Origin of the sequence: Sphaerospermopsis sp. LEGE 08334 (genome assembly GCF_015207205.1) — a bacterium.
Lineage (GTDB): Bacteria > Cyanobacteriota > Cyanobacteriia > Cyanobacteriales > Nostocaceae > Sphaerospermopsis.
Genome location: NZ_JADEXH010000033.1, coordinates 1 through 14812 on the forward strand (window position 1 = coordinate 1; position 14812 = coordinate 14812).

The window sequence follows — 14812 nt, forward strand, 5'->3', positions numbered from 1 at the left end:
CCAGTCCCCAGGCCCCAGTGCCCAATCACAATAATTGCCAGTGAAACGGTACAGTTAAACAAGGTCAAATAGATAGAGACACACGGGAAAATGACAGACGTTGAACTTAAACCTTGTTTCCTAACTCCCAAAAGAGTACAACCAGAGTATCCCCTGTTTGTCTATTTACCAGGAATGGATGGAACTGGTCAAATGTTGCGATCGCAAACAACTGGCTTAGAACTGGGTTTTGATGTCCGTTGTTTAGCGATCCCCAGACAAGACCTCACTACCTGGGATGTGCTGACTAAGAACGTTTTAGACTTAATTCACGCAGAATTAGAAAGAAGTTGTCACCGTCCAGTTTATCTGTGTGGTGAGTCCTTTGGGGGTTGTTTGGCTATGAAAGTCGCTACCCAATCACCACAATTATTCAAACGTATTATTTTAATTAATCCTGCTTCAGCTTTTCAATTACGTCCTTGGCTCAATTCTTTATCTCAGCTGACTGACTTTGTGCCATCATGGTTTTATGATGTTGGGGCATTGGGATTATTACCATTTTTGGCATCGTTATCAAGGATGTCTAGTAGTATTCGCCATGAACTGCTGAGAACTATGCGTTCTTTACCAGCAGAAACTGTAAATTGGCGGTTGTCGTTATTGCGAGAGTTTCAAATTGAAGAGAAAAAATTGCAACAATTGACACAACAAGTATTATTAATAGCTGGGGGGAGCGATCGCTTGTTACCTTCTGTGAGTGAAGTGGAACGGTTAGATCAGATTTTACCTAATCCTAAGAAATTAATTTTACCTGATAGTGGTCATGCTTGTTTATTAGAGGAAGATGTGAATTTGTATAAGATTTTGAAGGATCATGAATTTGTAGAATCTTTAAAATACAGTCATGCTACTAAGTAGGTAAACAGAAAAAACCGAAATATGTAACGAAAAGTAAAATCGACGTAAAATTAAACCTTCAGCAGCGTATCTTATACATGATACGCAGTAATCACTATTTTCTGATCAGGACTATAAATAGATTCTACCCTTGGATATTGATCATGAATCCACCAAACTTTAATTCTATTACCTTGGGCTGGCGCAGTACCTGATATTGAGTAACCAGCATCAATCATTAATTTCTCAAATTGAGTTGCGCTTAATGTTTGACATTTGAACTGTGGTAGTCCCTGGATTTTATGCTTGTTTAGGGTCATGGGTAGCCTGGTAAATTATGAATATTTTGTATCTTACTACCCTACGCTTTTCACAACTTGTAAAGCAATAAACCAGATTGTACGTAGTCCAATTAATTATTGGACATAGTCCAATTAAATAGGTAGCCTGATAAATTATGAATATTTTGTATCTTACTACCCTATTTTTTTCATAACTTGTAAACCAATAACTCATATTGGATTTAATCCAATTCAATCTTTTACGTTACTAACCTATCCTTTTCTCAACCTCATCTCCAAATGAGTCATAAGTACCCTGATAAGTTGTAAAAATCTTATACCCTGGTAATACTAAAGCCATCCCTGCATGACTGTGAATCTTACCTGGATATCTATAAGGTTGATCATCAGGAACAGCACCACCAAGGCGAATCTGTATTCCTGGTAGCCATAAGTATAAGCCAGGAATTAATAAATCCATGCTATAAGCAATTTCTCTCATAGCTTGATTGTCATCAAGAGAGTTATTAGCAATAAAGCTCAACCTAGTGTTTATGATATTTAACATAGTTTTTTTCATCCCCAAGCGGGGAACTTTGACAAGATGGCTTAGTTTCAATCCCTAATAGGGATTATCTTAACAGGAGTTTCCACACGCTGGAAATTTTGAGCAATACTGGTACAAGTAAGGAAGGTTTACAGAACATTACAAAAATGACGATTCAACCTACAAACACAGCATTATTAGATTGGAGTGGTGATACTTTAGCCATTGGCTTGTTTGAAGATGCAGTAGAGTTAACCGGCGATTTAGCGACTCTGAATGAGAAAAGCGGCGGAATTTTCTCAGAAATCATTGCCGAAGAAGAATTTACAGGTAAAGCTAACAGCACCGTTGTTATTCGCGTAGGTGCTAGTCATCCCGTGCGGAAGGTGATTTTGGTAGGTTTGGGAAAACCGGATGCTTTGAAATTAGAAACTTTACGCCGTGTTGCGGCTACAATAGCGCGAACTGCCAAAAAGCAAAAAACCAAAACTCTGGCAGTTAGTTTACCAGTTTACAACAACGATCCAGCAGCTACAGCCCAAGCGATCGCAGAAGGCGCACAACTGGCACTTTACCAAGATACTCGCTTTAAATCTGAACCAGAAGATAAAAATCCCAACATCGAAACTATTGATTTATTGGGTTTAGCTGGACAAGAAGCGGCTATTACCCGTGCAGAACAAATTGTTTCTGGGGTAATTTTAGCAAGGCAGTTAGTAGCCGCCCCAGCTAACGCTGTGACACCGATTACAATGGCAGAAACCTCCCAAGCAATAGCTAAAGAACACGGTTTAGAATTACAAATTTTGGAAAAAGAAGATTGTGAAAAATTAGGTATGGGGGCATATTTAGGAGTAGCCCAAGCTTCTGACTTACCACCTAAATTTATTCACCTCACTTACAAACCAGCTACCGCACCCAGACGCAAATTAGCAATTATTGGTAAAGGTTTAACTTTTGACTCTGGTGGTTTGAACATTAAAGGCGCTGGTAGCGGCATTGAAACCATGAAAATTGACATGGGTGGCGCTGCGGCAACTTTAGGCGCTGCAAAAGCGATCGGTCAATTAAAGCCAGATGTAGAGGTTCACTTTATCTCAGCCGTCACCGAAAACATGATTAGCGGTAAGGCAATGCACCCCGGAGACATCTTAACCGCATCAAATGGCAAAACAATCGAAGTCAACAATACTGATGCTGAAGGGCGTTTAACCTTGGCTGATGCTTTGGTTTATGCGGATAAGTTGGGTGTAGATGCGATCGTTGATTTAGCTACCCTCACAGGTGCTTGTGTAGTGGCTTTGGGTGATGATATCGCTGGTTTATTCACACCTGATGATGGGGTAGCTTCCCAACTGCAAACTGCCTCAGAAGCAGCAGGTGAGAAAATTTGGCGGATGCCAATGGAAGAAAAGTATTTTGAGGGGTTAAAATCTGGTATTGCGGACATGAAGAATACTGGGCCACGTTATGGTGGTTCTATTACTGCGGCTTTGTTTTTGAAGCAGTTTGTGAAGGATACTCCTTGGGCGCACCTAGATATTGCCGGTCCAGTTTGGGCTGATAAAGAAAATGGTTACAACGGTGCTGGTGCTACCGGTTTTGGTGTGAGAACTTTGGTTAGTTGGGTTTTGAGTTAGTTTTTCGGTTTGATACAGCAGGAGTCAGGAGTAAAACTCTCTTTTTGTCTAGGTTTCAAGTAAGACTCTGTACCAGATTGATCTGTAATCTGCTGTAAATTATTAAAGGTTCTGCTTTGGGTGTGATCCAAGGTAGAGCCTTTTTATTAAGAAAATCGAGTGAGCCAAAACCACGCCCGATAAAGTATCAGAGATTATTCCCCAGCCTCCTGACTCCTGACTCCTGACTCCTGACTCCTGCTATAGTTTTTCATGCCTTTTTTGGGAATTTTTAATTGTTGAGTGTTGCGATCTGATAAAATTTGTAAGGTTTCTTTGAGCTAGGAGCAATGGGATCGACTGGTGTAAGGATAGCAATTGACGCTATGGGAGGGGATTACGCACCCGCTGAAATCGTCGCTGGCGCATTACGAGCGAAAGAAGAATTGGGTGTGAAAATCTTGTTGGTGGGTGATCAGCAACAAATTGAAGCTGTGATACCTCCAAAAACCAATATGGTAGGATTAGAGATTGTTCCTGCACAGGAAGCGATCGCAATGGATGAAGAGCCTTTAAACGCAGTTAGAAAAAAGCGTAAGGCTTCAATCAACGTAGCGATGGATTTAGTGAAAAATAATCAAGCAGATGCAGTATTTTCTGCTGGACACTCTGGGGCAGCAATGGCATCAGCTTTACTACGTTTAGGCAGATTACCAGGAATTGATCGTCCAGCCATAGGTACAGTATTCCCAACTATTAAAGCAGGTAAGCCAGTATTAATACTGGATGTTGGTGCAAATGTAGACTGTCGCCCTAAATTTTTAGAGCAGTTTGCAGTCATGGGTTCAATTTATAGTCAATATGTTTTGGGAATGCCTGAACCCAAAATAGGATTATTGAATATCGGTGAAGAAGACACCAAAGGTAACGAAACTGCCCTTCGCGCCCATCAATTATTAAGGGAAAATACCCAAATAAATTTTAGCGGTAATGCGGAAGGACGTGATGTATTATCAGGAGAATTTGATGTTATAGTCTGTGATGGCTTCGTTGGTAATGTGTTATTAAAATTTGCCGAAGCAGTAGGAGGAGTAATTTTACAAATTCTGCGGGAAGAACTACCCCAAGGTATCCGGGGGCAAATTGGTACTGCAATTTTAAAACCTAACCTGAAGCGCGTTAAACAACGCATGGATCACGCCGAACATGGGGGAGCATTATTATTAGGCGTAAATGGAATTTGTTTTATCGGTCATGGAAGTTCTCAAGCGCCTTCTATATTTAGTGCTATTCGCATGGCCAAAGAAGCTGTAGATAATCAGGTATTGCAAAGACTACAGTCACAATATCAACTTCTACAAAGCGAAAGCGAATAGCCTGATTTGATATAGATTCCATAGTCATTTGTCATTAGTCATTAGTCATTCATGAATGGGGTTTGCTGACTGCTGACTGCTTCTTGACAACTGACAATTGACAATTGACAATTGACAACTGGGGAGATTTAGGAGTGCAGAATTTATTCAATCAAGGCATAGCAATTATAGGAAGTGGTTCGGCTGTACCAGCAACTTCCTTGGATAACCAGACTTTGACTCAACTGGTGGAAACTTCAGATGAGTGGATTACCACAAGAACAGGAATTAGTCAACGGCAGTTAGCATTACCGCCAGAATCATTGACTACATTAGCTACTGATGCCAGTAAACAGGCGATCGCCGCCGCAGGAATTAAAGCAGAAGATATAGATTTAATTTTGCTGGCAACATCTACACCAGATGACTTATTTGGTAATGCTTGTCGCATTCAAGCTGAATTAGGAGCAGTTAAAGCAGTCGCCTTTGATTTAACCGCAGCCTGTTCGGGGTTTGTATTTGGACTGGTGACAGCAGCCCAATATATTAGAACAGGTGTTTATCAAAATGTACTGTTGATAGGAGGAGATATCCTCTCTCGTTGGGTAGATTGGCAAGATCGGCGCACTTGTGTGCTATTTGGTGATGGTGCTGGGGCGGTAGTATTGCAAGCAAATAAGAGCGATCGCCTATTAGGATTTTCCCTGAAGAGTGATGGTAGTCAAAATCACCATCTCAACCTGGGTTATCAAGGCACTACAAAACAAGTAACACCAGATATTCACGTACCTACAGGCACTTATCACCCCATCACGATGAACGGTAAAGAAGTATACCGTTTTGCAGTTCAGAAAGTGCCAGAAGTCATAGACAAAGCTTTATTTGAAGCTCATCTCAGCGTAGAGAAAATAGATTGGTTAATATTACATCAAGCAAATCAGCGTATTATTAACGCTGTAGCTGATCGGTTAAATATTCCTGAACATAAAGTAATCAGTAACGTTGCCCATTATGGGAACACCTCCGCCGCTTCCATTCCCCTCGCATTAGATGAAGCAGTAAGGCAAGGAAAAATTAAACCAAATGATATCATTGCTACCTCTGGTTTTGGCGCAGGTTTAACCTGGGGTGCAGCCATTTTTCAATGGGGAAGATAGGTGACAGGTGACAGGTGACAGGTGACTGGGTAATCAATTTCATTTTTCCCAATCACCAATCACCAATTACCAATTACCAATTACCAATTACCAATTACCAATTACCAATTACCAATTACCAATTACCAATTATCAATTATCAAATGACAAAAACTGCATGGGTGTTTCCCGGACAAGGTTCACAAACCTTAAACATGGGAATGGATCTACTAGATATAGCGTCTGCTAAGGCAAAATTTGAAGAAGCTGAAGCAATTTTAGGGTGGTCTGTGAGTGAAATTTGTGCAGACGAAGAAAAACTATCACGCACACTTTACACCCAACCTTGTTTATATGTGATCGAAAGTATTCTTGCGGACTTATTACGAGAAAAAGGAGAAAAACCAGATTTAGTTGCCGGTCACAGTTTAGGAGAATATATTGCTCTTTATGTTGCTGGTGTTTTTGACTGGTGTACAGGTTTACAATTAGTTAAACGTCGTGCAGAAATTATGGATAATACTGCTGGGGGAATGATGGCAGCATTACTTAATTTTGATCGGGAACAATTAGAAAAATTAATTGCAGAAACCCCGGATGTAGTGTTAGCAAATGATAATAGTCCCGCACAAGTCGTAATTTCAGGAACTCCCGAAGCTTTACAAACTGTAATGTCTAATGTCAAAGCAAAACGGGCATTACCTTTAAAAGTTTCCGGTGCATTTCATTCCCATTTAATGCAAGCAGCATCACAGGAATTTCAAGAAATATTAGATAGCATAGTTTTCCAAACAGCAGAAGTTCCCGTTTCTTCTAATGTTGATCCTGTGCCTACAACTGATGCAGAAATTTTAAAACAGCGTTTAACTCAACAAATGACTGGTTCAGTACGGTGGAGAGAAATTGCATTACAATTACCAGAATTTGGTATTACAAAAGTAGTAGAAATTGGACCAGGTAACGTTTTAACTGGTTTGATTAAGCGGACTGTTGATGGTGTGGAATTGAAGAATATTCGTAATACTGGGGAGTTGCCAGTTTAAGTAGCAAAGCGATCTTTATCAATACAAATCTGAACTCATAACGATCTTTCTCACGCAATGGAGTAACAAGAGTGCTGAAAATAGTAGTAAATGCAACCAAGGGTGGAGTAGGAAAAACAACAGTTGCTACAAATATTGCTTTACTACTAGCCCAGCAAAACTACCGTGTTTGGGCTTTAGACTTGGCTGGAAGAAGCCGAATGGGTAAGTTCTTAGAATCTACAGGTCACTTTGCAAATGACAAAAATAAGATAGATATTAGAGAAACATGCTCATTGGTTGCCGTTTGTAAACTTGTCCCCTTTAGACTTTACATCGGATGAAATATTCTCGCAAAGTCTACGCTCTGTTCTTGCTGAACTTGATATGTGAGAAAATTTATGTCTAAGCTGACTGAGACACTACAAAACCAAGTATCAGGAAATTTAAAAGGTATATCCATCACATTCGACTCGAATTTACTTGAGCAAGAGTTAATTGATAACCTCGGTAATTATCTTTCTACAAAGTCAGTAGACAAACTAATTGAATTAGCCTTTGCTATTACTTCTACAAAAAAATTAAATATTCAACATAGTATTATAGATCAGATACAGTATAAATCAGCTAAAAAATTAATAGAAGTAATATCTCAAAAGTCAACTACTAACATGGAGAAGTTACAGCAAGTAACAATTCCACGATGGATGGTCTTAATTCTGGGTTCTGAAATTCATCTTATGAATGGTCAATATCCTTTGACAACAGAGGATGTTATTAATCTTGTCTTGCGTCTTTGTTTAGATTTATTAGCACATTCAATTGGTAATAATGGGCAATCTACAAAAAAAGTTAGTTGAACATTTGCTTTCTTTATCACCCAAAGAAAAACGTGAGATTGCTAATCGTATTGTTCAAGTTTTAGGGGGTGATCCTACACCTCAAGTTACTGGACTGCCGGTACGCAGAGGTTTTACAGACGGAGGTATAGATGGTAAAATCCCAATTCTGATTAAGGAACGTGTTATTAGACAGAAATTGAAACGTATTTCGGATGATTACGAAATACCTGTAGATACAATTGAGGAGGAATTTAGATGGGTAGAAACTCAAGCTGGTTTTAACATCAAGATAGAAAAAGATGAATTTCAAAGAGATACGCTGAATGCGTTTGTGGAAGATTTACGACGTGAGCATATTTTTGCAGGAGTGATTATTACAGCAGTGAAATTATGTCCCGATGCTCAAGCAGAGTTTAAACGTCATAATTCAAAAAGTAATATGGATTTGTGTCATATTCTTTTAGAAAATTTGCTCAGTGGAGATATATCTTGTCCAAATATTTTCTTCGTTGCTGGTGATATTAGTGAAAATATAAGAAAAAATCTGAGAGAATTTATAAATATTAAATGAATAGTGGGAATTAAACATAAATTATCAGTATTTTTTGCTTAAATCCCACTATATATCAAATGCCAAAAAGTAGCTAATGAACTAGACAGACAAGAACAAAAAGTCATTCAGACAATCATTCAAAAATTATCTAACTTGACCAAATTCGTGTTCTACATCTGCCATGTTTTCATATTCACGCTCTGGCATTTGTCGGAGAACGTCAATTACTTCCTGACTTGCATTTTGCTGTCTGGCATGGTTAACCAAATCTTCTTTATTTGCAGGAAAATCTATGCCACTAAGACTTCTGGAAATATCAATTGCTGATACTGCCATAACCTAACCTCTATATAATTGGTTGTTTAATATCTAGGCTATTAGTGTTCGCTTTTTATATTCTCTACCTGCGGTTGCATCTTAATTTTATCTTTGTGTTAAATCGTTAGCTTATATGTGAGGATAGGGAATAGGGAATAGGGAATAGGGAAAAAGTCAGGGGTGAAAAAGCGATTCAGTCCAATTCTACTGTATGCTTAATTTTAGTCTTATTTGAATTATCTTCCGTGACCAGAGAACGCGAACCTTTTATTAGTTTAGCACTTTACCACGCTTTCAAGTGGTCAGTGGTTAGCCCCATGTTACACGCTTACTTTGGGGGTAAAATTTATGGGGTGGAAAATGTTCCCAAAACTGGACCATTGGTGGTAGTTAGCAACCATGCAAGTTATTTTGACCCTCCCATAGTTTCTAACTGTGTATCTCGACCAGTTGCATACATGGCTAAGGAAGAATTATTTAAAGTGCCTGTTTTAGCCCAAGCTATTAAATTATACGGTGCTTATCCCGTCAGTCGCGGTGCTGCTGACCGTGCGGCTATTCGTGCGGCTTTAGAATATTTAGAGAATGGTTGGGCTGTAGGTGTGTTTTTAGAAGGAACTCGCACCCCAGATGGTCGTATTCATGACCCCAAAAGAGGTGCAGCACTGTTAGCTGCAAAAGCCAAAGCGCCTTTATTACCGGTGAGTTTGTGGGGGAGTGAAAACGTTGTCCAAAAAGGTACACCTATTCCTCGTAAAGTCCCGATGACTATTAGAATTGGTAAATTGATAGATGCACCAACTTCTACACATAAGGAAGAATTAGAATCTATAACTCGTAAATGTGCAGATGTAATTAATGAAATGCACGATTTAGGAAGATAATTAGGAAAGAGTTCCCTAACTTTTTTGGATAAGTTGGGGTTCTCTATTTTAAGATATATACTCTAAGGATGTGGTAATAGTTTATAAGATTGTGTAAATTTGAAGTTATTAAAGAACTTATGTAAAATTTTGCTCCTGGCTAATCTAAAATCCAAAATCTAAAATCTAAAATTGATATGAGTGGCTTTGAAGCCAAAAATTTATTACAACGTCTCAATAATTTAGTATTAGTCCGATTTTTACTTTTAATTGCTTCTGGTTGGGTAATTATACAACTACTAGATTATTTTCAAGTGGTAATTGTGATTTTCACATTTGCTGCTATTTTGGCTTTTTTACTTAGCTATCCTGTAAAATGGTTGCAAAGGTTTTTACCTCACGGTTTAGCAGTTATTTTTGTTTTTTTAGTCAGTATTGTTATTCTTGGGGGTATAGCAATTACTGTAGGTTTAGCTGTTTTATCTCAAGGACAACAATTAGTAAATAGTATTAGTATTTTTTTAAATTCTTTAGTCACTTTAATAGAGCAAATAGAGCAATTTTTACAAAGTCGTAATTTGCAGATAGATTTAAGTGTTATTGAAACTCAAATACGTGAACAAGCCGTATCAACTTTAGTGACAAGTTTAGCTATTTTACAAGGATTGCTTACTAATTTTATTACTTTTATTTTAATTGCTGTTGTGGCTTTTTTTATGTTACTTGATGGGGAAAAACTTTGGAATTTGATACTAAAAATTATACCTTATAATCAACGCAATCAAGTTACTACAGTTATTAAACGTAATTTTTTAGGTTTTTTTAGAGGTCAATTATTATTAACTTTGTTTCTCACAAGTGCCACATTTGTGGTTTTTATGTTATTAAATGTGCCTTTTGCTTTGCTCCTTTCAATTATAGTCGGCATAATTGATGTTATTCCTGGTATTGGGGCAACTTTGGGAATTAGTACAGTTAGTTTAATTATTTTATCTCAAGATGTTTGGTTGGCTTTAAGGGTATTGGGTGCTTGTATTATTCTCCAACAAATTCAAGATAATTTAATTGCCCCAAGAGTTATGCAAGGTACTTTAAATCTTAATCCGGTTGTGGTTTTTTTTGCTGTTATATTGGGTGCAAGAGTCGCTGGTTTATTGGGTATTTTTATCTCTATTCCCATTACAGGTATTATTGTTTCTTTGTTGGAAATTGAGGAAATGAAATCAGAAATTTAGTGATTAGTGATTGGTGATTGGTGATTGGGTAGAAATTTATGATTACGAATTACAATTTATTAATGACTTTACTATATTAGAGAAATGATGTAAAATATAAATTATAAAAAAATCATGGTAGAATTATGTCAGATTTAAGAGAACAATTAAAAGAAAACCTGGATGAAGCGGAATGGGATTGGCTAGTTCCCCATGCACAAAGAGATGTAATCATTATAGTAGCAGATGGTTTAGATTTGTTAGATGTGGGAGAGGCGATCGCAACTGATAATATTCCCTCTGTGCAAAATTGGATTGATGAACAATTGCTGGCCAAACCTTCACCAGAACAGTTGGGAAATTGGAATAGCGATCGCACTAAGAGGTTTAATGCTTTAATTGTTGAACCTTATGTTTTGGTACAAGAAAAAGCAGCTGCTTAATAACAAAACTTACGCAAAACAGAACCTAAGTAGGGGTAATTCATGAATTACCTCTACGCAAGAATCAGGTTTTGAGTTTAATATTGTGTAAGTCCTAAATAATTTATAATTAATAATTACTACTCAAATAAGCATGAGCCAAGGAGCTAACACTTATTAAAACCTGGATGTGTATTGGTGGGAGTAGGTGGTGGAGGAAAAAATTTCATCCTAGAAGACTTAGCTTTCTTGTTACCAGAATTGTTACCATAGTTTCAGATTAGATGTTGAAGCCTTGATTCAGTCTGAAACCTTAGAACTACTAGAATGGCATCGCCTCTGCCAGCACCTTTCCACCTTTGCGGCAACTAAGTTAGGGGCGATAGTTGCCCGTGCCTTGCCAATTCCATCAACTCTGGAGGAAAGTAAAGAGTTGTTGGCACAAACCAAAGAAGTCTATCAACTGGAAAGCCGACTGACACCAGGGTTATCCTTTGAAGGCGTTCAAGATATTGGTGACTCCTTAGAACGTGCGGAATTACAGGGAATTTTATCAGGTGAGGAACTGTTAGCGATCGCTACTACCCTTGCCGGTGCGAGAAATTTACGGCGGGTAATTGATAACCAGGAAGATGTACCCATTTTAACTGAGTTAGTCGCCGAGTTGCGTACTTACCCAGAATTAGAGCAAGAAATTCACCGTTGTATTGATGAACGAGCGCAAGTGACAGATCGCGCTAGTCAGAAATTAGGGGAGATTCGGGAAGATTTACGCAGGTTACGCAGTCAAATTACCCAAAAACTGCAAAATATCATCCAAGTTAAATCAAATGCCCTGCAAGAGTTGATTATTACTCAAAGGGGCGATCGCTATGTTCTGCCTGTAAAAGCACCGCAAAAAGACGCAATTCCTGGTATTGTTCACGACACATCTACTAGTGGCGCAACTTTGTATATTGAGCCTAACAGCATTGTGCAAATGGGCAACCAATTACGCCAAGCTGTCAAAAGAGAACAGGTAGAAGAAGAAGCCATACGCAGGAATTTAACTACACAAGTTGCAGAAGTTAAAACTGATTTAGAAAAGTTATTAGCCATTGTTACAACTCTGGATTTAGCTACAGCCAAAGCCAGGTATAGTTTCTGGTTGGGTGCAAATCCGCCCCGCTTTATTAATCCCCAAGATCAAGAAATAATCACCCTGCGGCAATTACGACATCCTTTGTTAGTTTGGCAACAACAACATGAACAAGGACATCCTGTAATTCCCGTTGATTTGTTGATTAGTCCTCATATTAAAGTAGTCACAATTACTGGACCTAATACGGGTGGTAAAACAGTAACTTTAAAAACCTTGGGGTTAGCGGCTTTAATGGCCAAGGTGGGTTTATTTGTTTCCGCCCGTGAACCAGTGGAAATTCCTTGGTTTAGTCAGATTTTAGCCGATATTGGGGATGAACAATCATTACAACAAAGCTTATCGACATTTTCCGGGCATATTCGCCGGATTAGTCGAATTTTGAATGCTATTAGTGAGGGAACAGGGAACAGGGAACAGGGAACAGGGGAAGAAGCAGGGGAGCAGGAAGAGGCAGAGGAGCAGGGAGCAGGGTGCAGGGGAGAAGACTTTTCCCCAATCACCAATCACCAATCACCAGTCACCAGTCACCAATCCCTAGTTTTACTTGATGAAGTGGGAGCAGGTACAGATCCGGTGGAAGGAAGTGCATTAGCGATCGCTCTCCTTAAATATTTGGCGGATCATGCTCAGTTAACCATTGCTACTACTCACTTTGGAGAATTAAAAGCTTTAAAATATGACGATATTAGGTTTGAAAACGCCTCAGTCGAATTTAACGAAGCCACCCTTTCACCTACCTATCGGTTATTGTGGGGTATTCCCGGACGTTCCAACGCCTTAACCATTGCCTTACGCTTAGGCTTAAAACCAGAAGTCATAGAAGCTGCAAAAAGTCAAGTGGGAGAAACAACGGACGAAGTTAACCAAGTAATAGCAGGGTTAGAAGCTCAAAGGCGCAGTCAAGAAACCAAAGCAGCAGAAGCACAAGAAATATTAAAGCAAGCTGAGAAATTATACAAAGAAGTTTCCCAAAAGGCCGCAGCTTTACAGGAGAGGGAAAAGGACTTGCGAGCCTCCCAAGAAATAGCCGTACAAAAAGCAATTCAAGAAGCAAAAGGAGAAATTGCCCAAGTTATTCGTCGCTTACAACAGGGTCAACCAACGGCTCAGGATGCACAAAAAGCAACAAAAGTATTAAGTGATATTTCGGGAAAATATCAACCAGCACCAGCACCCAAACCCAAACCCGGTTTTATGCCTAAAGTGGGCGATCGCATTCGTATACCCAAACTAGGGCAAACCGCCGAAGTCATAACCGCCCCGGATGCAGATGGAGAGTTCAGTGTGCGCTTTGGCATCATGAAAATGACAGTGAAATTACAAGACGTAGAATCTTTAGATGGGCAGAAACCAGAACCCATAGTCAAACCCAAACCAACACCAAGCGTTACCCCAGCACCAACACCAACTGTAGCCATTCGCACATCTAAAAATACCATTGATTTGCGCGGAAAAAGGGTAGCAGATGCCGAATATATATTAGATAAAGCAATTTCTGAAGCTGTTGGACAAATATGGATTATTCACGGACACGGAACTGGTAAACTAAAGCAAGGAGTTCACGCATTCTTGCAGCAACACCCCAGAGTTAGCCATTATGAACCAGCAGAACAAGCAGATGGTGGTACTGGTGTCACTATTGCTCATGTAAATTAGGGCATTGGGCATTGGGAAAAACTATTACCCAATTACCAATTACCAATTACCAATTACCAATTACCAACTACCAGTCTTAACCAAAGCATCATGAACTTATCATATTTAAACAAGAAATTTTCATATAAAGTAAAACCAAAACAAGAGCTGTTTACTAAACTTATTTACAGCTACATGACGAGAAACCAATTTTCATACTTGATGGTCTGTTTCAAAAAGGGTAACAGCAACAGCCTTTATTCGCCTGATCAACTATGCTAAAAGTTATGCAATCGGCCGCCAATTCAGCAACACCGAATTCCCAGTGGGAGGAACTAAGCCAATTTCCAACCCCCAATACCGTTCAATGGGAAAATATTAAAACCCAGTTAGATTTGGTGTTATTAGCACTAGAAACTTTAACTGGCATTGGTTCTGATGCTATGCTATCTGCGGCGATTAATCTCCAGTTAGAGTCAAAAGTACCAGATAGGGTGGCCTTGTGGCGACTGCGCCAATCTAACCCCATACGCAAAGGTCAAGGAGGGCGGAAAAAACTAGATGTAGATGAAGCGCGATCGCTGGTTCTGATTACTTGCTATCTTGCCAAACAACACCAAGAATTAATTCGGCGTGCTGTTGGGTTATTAGAAACAATAGCTGCCAAAAATCAAGAACCTCATCAAAATGCTTTATTGGGAGATTATATAGATGCTTTCTGTAACACCTACCAAGAACGGATGGAAGAGGATGAACAAATCTCCACAGATTTGCTAACCAACTTAGCAATAAAACTCCTGGTAGATTTACTATTTTATAGCGCCCCTACTGGACACCGCCGCCTGTGGTTAACATTGTTGGATCGATCCACAAAACAATTTTAGATTTTAGATTTTAGATTTTAGATTTTAGATTTTAGATTTTAGATTTGAAATCACTGATCCAAAATCGAAAATTCTCTTTTGTCCCCATTGCCATTTTTGCT

General features: G+C 38.9%; 16 protein-coding genes. 13 read left to right on the forward strand and 3 right to left on the reverse strand.

What is annotated here, in order from left to right; translation table 11 throughout:
* Nucleotides 1-90 precede the first annotated feature (90 nt).
* A complete protein-coding gene (locus IQ237_RS17955; RefSeq protein ID WP_194057574.1) occupies nucleotides 91-900 on the forward strand; it encodes an alpha/beta fold hydrolase in 810 nt (269 codons plus the stop codon).
* A gap of 71 nt (nucleotides 901-971) precedes the next feature.
* On the opposite strand, the gene IQ237_RS17960 is transcribed toward IQ237_RS17955, so the two are convergent.
* Nucleotides 972-1199 (reverse strand): hypothetical protein, encoded by a 228-nt coding sequence (locus IQ237_RS17960; protein WP_193941145.1) that lies wholly within the window; start codon nucleotides 1197-1199, stop codon nucleotides 972-974.
* A gap of 229 nt (nucleotides 1200-1428) precedes the next feature.
* The gene (locus IQ237_RS17965) at nucleotides 1429-1728 is read right to left on the reverse strand and encodes a hypothetical protein (RefSeq protein ID WP_193941146.1); all 300 of its coding nucleotides are present in this window, start codon (nucleotides 1726-1728) and stop codon (nucleotides 1429-1431) included.
* Nucleotides 1729-1874: 146 nt separating this feature from the next.
* On the opposite strand from IQ237_RS17965, the gene IQ237_RS17970 reads away from it, so the two are divergent.
* The 7 genes from IQ237_RS17970 (at nucleotide 1875) to IQ237_RS18000 (ending at nucleotide 8252) form a co-directional block, all read left to right on the forward strand.
* Complete coding sequence (locus tag IQ237_RS17970) at nucleotides 1875-3347, forward strand: leucyl aminopeptidase (protein ID WP_194057576.1); 1473 nt, start codon at nucleotides 1875-1877, stop codon at nucleotides 3345-3347.
* A gap of 329 nt (nucleotides 3348-3676) precedes the next feature.
* Complete coding sequence (gene plsX, locus IQ237_RS17975) at nucleotides 3677-4702, forward strand: phosphate acyltransferase PlsX (protein ID WP_194057578.1); 1026 nt, start codon at nucleotides 3677-3679, stop codon at nucleotides 4700-4702.
* A 134-nt stretch (nucleotides 4703-4836) separates the two neighbouring features.
* Nucleotides 4837-5838, forward strand: a complete 1002-nt coding sequence (locus IQ237_RS17980) for a beta-ketoacyl-ACP synthase III (RefSeq protein WP_194057672.1) — start codon at nucleotides 4837-4839, stop codon at nucleotides 5836-5838.
* Nucleotides 5839-5981: 143 nt separating this feature from the next.
* Nucleotides 5982-6860: an ACP S-malonyltransferase gene (gene fabD / locus IQ237_RS17985; RefSeq protein WP_194057674.1), complete on the forward strand. Its 879-nt coding sequence runs from the start codon at nucleotides 5982-5984 to the stop codon at nucleotides 6858-6860.
* A 71-nt stretch (nucleotides 6861-6931) separates the two neighbouring features.
* A complete protein-coding gene (locus IQ237_RS17990) occupies nucleotides 6932-7183 on the forward strand; it encodes a P-loop NTPase (RefSeq protein ID WP_194057579.1) in 252 nt (83 codons plus the stop codon).
* A 57-nt stretch (nucleotides 7184-7240) separates the two neighbouring features.
* A complete protein-coding gene (locus IQ237_RS17995; protein WP_194057581.1) occupies nucleotides 7241-7699 on the forward strand; it encodes a hypothetical protein in 459 nt (152 codons plus the stop codon).
* Nucleotides 7671-8252, forward strand: coding sequence for a hypothetical protein (locus IQ237_RS18000; RefSeq protein WP_194057583.1), 582 nt, complete (start codon nucleotides 7671-7673; stop codon nucleotides 8250-8252). Before IQ237_RS17995 ends, IQ237_RS18000 begins: the two co-directional genes overlap by 29 nt.
* Nucleotides 8253-8378: 126 nt before the next feature.
* On the opposite strand, the gene IQ237_RS18005 is transcribed toward IQ237_RS18000, so the two are convergent.
* Entirely contained in the window at nucleotides 8379-8570 is a 192-nt protein-coding gene (locus IQ237_RS18005) for a DUF2795 domain-containing protein (protein ID WP_194057585.1), read from the reverse strand.
* Nucleotides 8571-8797: 227 nt separating this feature from the next.
* On the opposite strand from IQ237_RS18005, the gene IQ237_RS18010 reads away from it, so the two are divergent.
* The 5 genes from IQ237_RS18010 (at nucleotide 8798) to IQ237_RS18030 (ending at nucleotide 14711) form a co-directional block, all read left to right on the forward strand.
* Entirely contained in the window at nucleotides 8798-9436 is a 639-nt protein-coding gene (locus IQ237_RS18010; protein WP_194057587.1) for a 1-acyl-sn-glycerol-3-phosphate acyltransferase, read from the forward strand.
* 176 nt (nucleotides 9437-9612) lie between these two features.
* Entirely contained in the window at nucleotides 9613-10650 is a 1038-nt protein-coding gene (locus IQ237_RS18015; protein ID WP_194057588.1) for an AI-2E family transporter, read from the forward strand.
* Nucleotides 10651-10775: 125 nt separating this feature from the next.
* On the forward strand, nucleotides 10776-11072 hold the full coding sequence (locus tag IQ237_RS18020) for a DUF2288 domain-containing protein (protein ID WP_194057590.1): 297 nt from the start codon (nucleotides 10776-10778) through the stop codon (nucleotides 11070-11072).
* Between the two features lie 274 nt (nucleotides 11073-11346).
* Nucleotides 11347-13848: an endonuclease MutS2 gene (locus IQ237_RS18025; RefSeq protein WP_194057592.1), complete on the forward strand. Its 2502-nt coding sequence runs from the start codon at nucleotides 11347-11349 to the stop codon at nucleotides 13846-13848.
* Between the two features lie 254 nt (nucleotides 13849-14102).
* A complete protein-coding gene (locus IQ237_RS18030) occupies nucleotides 14103-14711 on the forward strand; it encodes a DUF3038 domain-containing protein (protein WP_194057594.1) in 609 nt (202 codons plus the stop codon).
* Nucleotides 14712-14812: the final 101 nt, after the last annotated feature.

What these genes read in the sequence shown, in the direction of transcription:
- IQ237_RS17955 (WP_194057574.1), top strand. Translation starts at nt 91, where the DNA reads ATGACAGACGTTGAACTTAAACCTTGTTTCCTAACTCCCAAAAGAGTA.
- IQ237_RS17960 (WP_193941145.1), bottom strand. Translation starts at nt 1,199, where the DNA reads ATGACCCTAAACAAGCATAAAATCCAGGGACTACCACAGTTCAAATGT.
- IQ237_RS17965 (WP_193941146.1), bottom strand. Translation starts at nt 1,728, where the DNA reads ATGTTAAATATCATAAACACTAGGTTGAGCTTTATTGCTAATAACTCT.
- IQ237_RS17970 (WP_194057576.1), top strand. Translation starts at nt 1,875, where the DNA reads ATGACGATTCAACCTACAAACACAGCATTATTAGATTGGAGTGGTGAT.
- plsX (WP_194057578.1), top strand. Translation starts at nt 3,677, where the DNA reads ATGGGATCGACTGGTGTAAGGATAGCAATTGACGCTATGGGAGGGGAT.
- fabD (WP_194057674.1), top strand. Translation starts at nt 5,982, where the DNA reads ATGACAAAAACTGCATGGGTGTTTCCCGGACAAGGTTCACAAACCTTA.
- IQ237_RS17995 (WP_194057581.1), top strand. Translation starts at nt 7,241, where the DNA reads ATGTCTAAGCTGACTGAGACACTACAAAACCAAGTATCAGGAAATTTA.
- IQ237_RS18000 (WP_194057583.1), top strand. Translation starts at nt 7,671, where the DNA reads ATGGGCAATCTACAAAAAAAGTTAGTTGAACATTTGCTTTCTTTATCA.
- IQ237_RS18005 (WP_194057585.1), bottom strand. Translation starts at nt 8,570, where the DNA reads ATGGCAGTATCAGCAATTGATATTTCCAGAAGTCTTAGTGGCATAGAT.
- IQ237_RS18015 (WP_194057588.1), top strand. Translation starts at nt 9,613, where the DNA reads ATGAGTGGCTTTGAAGCCAAAAATTTATTACAACGTCTCAATAATTTA.
- IQ237_RS18020 (WP_194057590.1), top strand. Translation starts at nt 10,776, where the DNA reads ATGTCAGATTTAAGAGAACAATTAAAAGAAAACCTGGATGAAGCGGAA.
- IQ237_RS18030 (WP_194057594.1), top strand. Translation starts at nt 14,103, where the DNA reads ATGCTAAAAGTTATGCAATCGGCCGCCAATTCAGCAACACCGAATTCC.